General features: G+C 71.5%; 7 protein-coding genes. 3 read left to right on the top strand and 4 right to left on the bottom strand.

Features of this window, described 5'->3' with window-relative positions; genetic code table 11:
- From ACK5KK_RS02220 to ACK5KK_RS02210, 3 genes are all read left to right on the top strand, one after another.
- The coding region (locus tag ACK5KK_RS02220) for a hypothetical protein (protein ID WP_416888461.1) at nucleotides 1-354 on the top strand (354 nt) is incomplete at its 5' end.
- Nucleotides 351-1,190, top strand: coding sequence for an anchored repeat-type ABC transporter ATP-binding subunit (locus ACK5KK_RS02215; protein WP_416888460.1), 840 nt, complete (start codon nucleotides 351-353; stop codon nucleotides 1,188-1,190). The genes ACK5KK_RS02220 and ACK5KK_RS02215, both read left to right, overlap by 4 nt.
- Nucleotides 1,174-2,061, top strand: coding sequence for an anchored repeat-type ABC transporter permease subunit (locus ACK5KK_RS02210; protein WP_416888459.1), 888 nt, complete (start codon nucleotides 1,174-1,176; stop codon nucleotides 2,059-2,061). Before ACK5KK_RS02215 ends, ACK5KK_RS02210 begins: the two co-directional genes overlap by 17 nt.
- Nucleotides 2,062-2,222: 161 nt before the next feature.
- Here ACK5KK_RS02210 and ACK5KK_RS02205 read toward each other — a convergent pair whose 3' ends face one another.
- From ACK5KK_RS02205 to ACK5KK_RS02190, 4 genes are all read right to left on the bottom strand, one after another.
- The gene (locus ACK5KK_RS02205) at nucleotides 2,223-2,744 is read right to left on the bottom strand and encodes a nitroreductase family deazaflavin-dependent oxidoreductase (protein ID WP_416888458.1); all 522 of its coding nucleotides are present in this window, start codon (nucleotides 2,742-2,744) and stop codon (nucleotides 2,223-2,225) included.
- 68 nt (nucleotides 2,745-2,812) lie between these two features.
- Nucleotides 2,813-3,523, bottom strand: coding sequence for a substrate-binding domain-containing protein (locus ACK5KK_RS02200; protein WP_416888457.1), 711 nt, complete (start codon nucleotides 3,521-3,523; stop codon nucleotides 2,813-2,815).
- Nucleotides 3,520-4,482, bottom strand: a complete 963-nt coding sequence (locus ACK5KK_RS02195) for an aldo/keto reductase (protein WP_416888456.1) — start codon at nucleotides 4,480-4,482, stop codon at nucleotides 3,520-3,522. The genes ACK5KK_RS02200 and ACK5KK_RS02195 overlap by 4 nt, the downstream gene beginning before the upstream one ends.
- Nucleotides 4,479-5,286 (bottom strand): Gfo/Idh/MocA family oxidoreductase (locus tag ACK5KK_RS02190; protein ID WP_416888455.1); only part of this gene is annotated, 808 nt, incomplete at its 5' end. The genes ACK5KK_RS02195 and ACK5KK_RS02190, both read right to left, overlap by 4 nt.

Below are 5,286 nucleotides of genomic sequence, written 5' to 3'. Positions count from 1 at the left end.
GAGACCCTGAGCGCACGCGGCACGCTGCGCTTCGCGGTCGGCGACGAGACCGACCCCGCCGACGCGTTCGCCGCCACCCTGACGGCGCCAGCCGACGGAGAGGCCACGGACGGCGACCCGGATGCCGGGTCTGACAGCGACGAGCGAACCGGCGGCGACGCTGGCGACGAGCGGGCTGGCGCCGACGCTGACGGCGACGCTGGCGACGCGACGGTGTGGTACCTCGTGGCGGCGGGGGCAGTCATTCTGCTGGTCGCTGTGATCGTCGTCGTCATCGTGTCGGCCCGGGCGCGGAGACGTGGACGCGCATTGGCTTCTGCGGCATCCGGCACCGACAGCGAGGACGGCTCGTGACGGCCAGCGCGGCGCCCGGGGTCTCCCGGCGGACCACCGCGGGCATCGATGTCCGCGGCCTCCATGTCGACCTGGGTGGCCGGCGCGTCCTCACCGACGTGACCCTTGCCGTGCGGCCCGGCGATCTCGTCGGCCTGTTGGGTCCCAACGGCGCCGGGAAGACCACTTTGCTGCGCTCAGTGCTCGGGCTCATCCCGGCACGGTCCGGGAGCGTCCAGATCGACGGACGTCGCCCCGCGCACGCCCGGTCACTGGTCGGGTACGTGCCGCAGCGCCACGAGTTCGCATGGGATTTCCCGATCACCGTCGAAGGGGCCGTCCTCACCGGGCGGACCGCTCGCATCGGGTGGATGCGACGCGCACAGGCTGCCGACTACCGGGCGGCGCACGAAGCGCTCGATCGCGTGGGCATGCCCGAGTTGCGCCGCCGCCCGGTCGGCGAGCTATCCGGCGGACAACGTCAGCGTGTGCTCGTGGCGCGCGCGCTCGCGCTGTCGCCCACCGCGCTGCTGCTGGACGAACCGTTCACCGGGCTCGACATGCCCAGCCAGGAACTGCTCACCGATCTGTTCGCGCGTCTCGCCGCCGAGGGGCACGCAATCCTGATGTCGACCCACGACATCGGTGCCGCCGTACACGACTGCTCGCGGCTGTGTCTGCTGAACGGAACCGTCGTCGCCGACGGCACTGCCGCTGCCCTCGCCCACCCCGAGGTGTGGATGCGGGCCTTCCAGGTCCGCGCCGACAACCCGCTGCTGCGGATCGTCACGGCGCCGGGCACGGCGGCATCCGCCGGCCGCGAACGCGAGGAACCCGTCGATGCTCTCGCCCGTTGACTTCATCACCGACCTGCTCAACCCCGATCTGGCGTTCCTGCCCAAAGCGCTCGCGGTCGCGGTCATGTCGAGCCTGGTGTGCGGCATCGTCGGCAGCTACGTCGTGCTGCGAGGCATGGCCTTCATCGGGGATGCCGTCGCGCACGCCGTCTTCCCGGGGCTCGCCGTAGCGTTCGTGTTGCAGGGCAGCCTCGTCCTCGGCGGGGCGATCGCGGGGGTGTGCACCGCGATCCTGGTCGCCGTGTTCGCGCAGAACCGGCGGCTGAAGGAGGACAGCATCATCGGGGTGTTCTTCGTCGCCGCGTTCGCGCTGGGCATCGTCATTATCAGCCGCGCCCCGGGCTACGCCGGATCGTTGCAGCAGTTCCTGTTCGGCTCGATCACCGGCATCCCCGACGAGGACGTGCTCGTGGTCGCGGTCACCGGCCTCATCCTGATGACCGTCGCCTTCCTGTTGCACAAGGAGTTCGTGCTCGTCACGCTCGACCGCGAGATGGCCCGCGCCGCCGGCCTGCCGGTGTTCGCGCTCGACCTCGCGCTGTACGTGCTGGTGGCCGTCGCGATCGTCATCTCGATCCAGACGATCGGGAACCTCCTGGTGCTGGCGCTGCTGATCACGCCGGCCGCGGCCGCGCGCCTGCTGACTGACCGTCTCCCGGTGATGGTGCTTCTCGCGCCGCTGATCGGAGCCGTGTCCGCGCTCGTGGGGCTGTACCTGTCGTGGAGCCTCGATCTGCCCGTCGGCGGCATGATCGTACTCGTGGCGACCGCGGTGTTCCTGCTCGCGTGGTTCTTCGCGCCCCGGCACGGCTTGGTGATGCGCCGTGTCCGCCGTCGTGGGGCACGAGAGTCCGCGGTCGCGACGCCCTGACGCGCCCGTGCGCCCTGACGCGTACGGGTGTCGGCGTCGGGGCGCGCTCACACCGGCTCGGCGGTGCGGAGCAGGCCGCACGTGAGGCACGACCAGCCGGCCCACCGGACGTCCCGTCATGGTTTCCCGGCTAGAGTCGGGCGACCGGCTGCGGGCGAGAGTCACCGGCGCCGTGCTCTGCGGTCGCGCGCGGGAAAGGGACCGGCGACAGGCTGCAGCAGGAAGAGCCGCACGACCCGGCCGGAGTCGCGCTCGTACGCGCGATACCCGGGCCACTGCGCCTCGATCGATCGCCACGCCGCCTCCCGATCGCCATCCGCGATCAGATCGGCGACGACGCTCCATCGTCGGCCGCGCACGACGATCTCGGCCCGGGGATGGGCGATCAGGTTGTACGTCCAATCGGGATGCCGTGACCGCGCAAAGCTCGTGCCCGCGACGATCGCGCGCCCGTGCCCGTCGGGCGTGTACATCAGGGGGGCCTCACGCTCCCGCCCGCTGCGCGCGCCGCGCGTGACGAGCACGAATGAAGGCACCAGCAGCGCGCTCACCTGCACGCGATGACCGGTCACCGCGCCCAGCGCCCCCTCCAGTGCGGGCAATATGCGCGGGCCGAGCCACCGGAACACCCGCATCCGCGTCATCGGCGCGACGGCGCGACGCACGGCCTCCACCGTTCTCATGACCGGCACGTTACCCGTCCCGCAGGTCGCCGTGGTCGACGGCGCTGTCCGCTCCGACGAGGCGCTCCCTACGCGGGCGGGGCGGCGAAGTGGTGGTCCGCGGTGATCGCACGGGCGCGGTCGGAGGTGAGGAACTCCAGCACGGCACGGGCCGCGACCGGGTCGGTGGATGCCGTGGCGACCGCGCCGGAGAACACCGTGTCGATCGCACAGTCGTCCGGCAGCACCCCGAGAATGCGCACCCCCGGCTGGCCGACCAGCTCGCTGAGCTGCTGCAGACCGAAATCGACCTCGCCCTCGGCGAGCAACCGAGCCACCGGGATGCCGGGGCGGGCCTGCACGAGCCGGTCACCGACCTCGTCGGTCATGCCCCACTCTTCGATCATGCGCACCAGAGCGGTCCCGCTCGGCCCCGTCGAATACCCGATGCCGGTCGCGGCACCCAGCGCGGCCCGCAGCCCGTCGGCATCGGGGAACGCCACCGCGCCGGCTGCCGGCGCGGCCGCACCCCCGGAGCCGTCCGCCGGCACCGCGGCGGCCACCTGCGACAGCACGAGCGGCGTCACCGACGCGGCATCGACGTGCCCGTCCGCGGCCAGCTTGTCCAGCGCCGCGGCCGACAGCAGCACCAGGTCGAACTCCTCCCCCGCGGCCACCCGGGCGGCGGCATCCACCCCGCCCACCGACTCGAGGTCGACGGCCGGCAGCCCGTCCGCCGCGGCAGCGGCGAGCAGGTCGCCGAGCACGACGCGGGTCGCCATCGACGAGATCAGCTTCACGCGGCGATCTCCTCGGCATCGACCTCGCTGGTCTGCAGCGGAGCGTACCGCGGCCCCGACACCGTCGCGGTGCCGATCAGCTCCCCCGCGCGGGCCAGAATCTCGTCGGGCACCTCGACCGGAACCAGCAGCTCGCGCAGGTGCGCCAGGCTCGTCGTCCCGGGGATCGGCACCACGTGGTCGCCACGCGAGGACACCCACGCCAATGCCAACTGTGCCGGCGTCACCCCGGCCTCGGCGGCCAGCGCCCGCCAGCGCGGTAGCAGCGCGGCGTTGGCCTCCCAGTGCGGATGCTGGAACCGCGGCATGGCGCGGCGGATGTCGCGCTCCGCGAATTCCTCGGGGTCGGCGATCGCATCGGCGAGGAACCCGCGCGCCAGCGGCGAGAACGCGACCAGCGCGACACCGGACTCGGCCGTGGCGTCGAGCATGCCGAGTTCGGCGTTGCGGCTCCACAGCGAATACTCGTTCTGCACCGCCGCGATCGGGGCGACCTGCTGCGCCTCGCGCAGCCGCTCCACGGACACTTCACTCAGCCCGACGGCGCCGATCTTTCCGGCATCCATCGCCTCGGCGAGCGCACCGACCGACTCACCGATCGGGATCTTCTTGTCCCACCGGTGCAGGTAGTATAGGTCGATGTGGTCGACGCCGAGCCGCACGAGCGACGCATCCACCTGGGCCCGGAGCGTCTCGGGCCGCCCGTCGATCACCCGGGTGCCGTCGACGATCGCCATGCCGCCCTTGCTGGCCAGCACGATCTCGTCGCGGTGCCCGGAGATCGCCCGCCCGACCAGCTCCTCGTTGCGGCCGCCGCCGTAGAGCGTCGCGGTGTCGAAGAAGCGCACCCCGGCCTCGAACGCACCCCGCAGCATCCGCTCGCCGTCCTCGGGCGAGGGCGCGATGCCGTACGCGTGGCTGAGTGACATGCAGCCCAGGCCCAGCGCGGGCAGTCTCACGAGAGCTGTTCCTGCAGTTCGCCGAGCACGCGGTAGCAGTCGAACACCTGACGCACCGACGAGTTGGGTTCGCGGCCCTCTCGGATCGCGGCGATGAACTCACGGTCCTGCAGCTCGATGCCGTTGTTGCTCACGGCGACCTGCGACACGTCGATGGGCTCCTCGTTGCCGGTGACCAGGTCGTCGTACCGGGCGATGTACGTGCCGGTGTCGCCGATGTAGCGGAAGAACGTGCCGAACGGCCCCTCGTTGTTGAACGACAGCGACAGTGTGCAGATCGCGCCGGTCTCGCTCTTGAGCTGGATCGACATGTCCATCGGGATGCCGAGGGTGGGGTGGATCGGTCCTTCGATCGCGTTGGCCTGCACCACCTTGCCCGCCTGGTAGGCGAACAGGTCGACGGTGTGCGCGGCGTGGTGCCACAGCAGGCTGTCGGTCCACGAGCGCGGCTCGCCCTTGGCGTTGGTGTTCGTGCGACGGAAGAAGTAGGTCTGCACGTCCATCTGCTGGACGGCGAACTCGCCGGCATCGATCCGACCCCGCACCCACTGGTGCGACGGGTTGAACCGGCGGGTGTGACCGACCATCGCGACCCAGTCGGATGCCTCGGCAGCGGCCAAGGTGGCCTGGGCGTCGGCGAGGGAGTCGGCCAGCGGGATCTCGACCTCGACGTGCTTTCCGGCGGCGAGGGCGGCCTGAGTCTGGGCTGCATGCATGCCGGTGGGCGTGGCGAGGATGACGGCGTCGACATCGTCGCGCGCGAGGACGTCGTCGTAGCTGAGCACCGCGGTCGGCACGCCGTAC

This window comes from Microbacterium sp. (assembly GCF_047972865.1).
GTDB lineage: Bacteria > Actinomycetota > Actinomycetes > Actinomycetales > Microbacteriaceae > Microbacterium.
The sequence above is the reverse complement of the archived record's forward strand: the minus strand, read 5'-3'. Positions and strand labels throughout refer to the sequence as shown.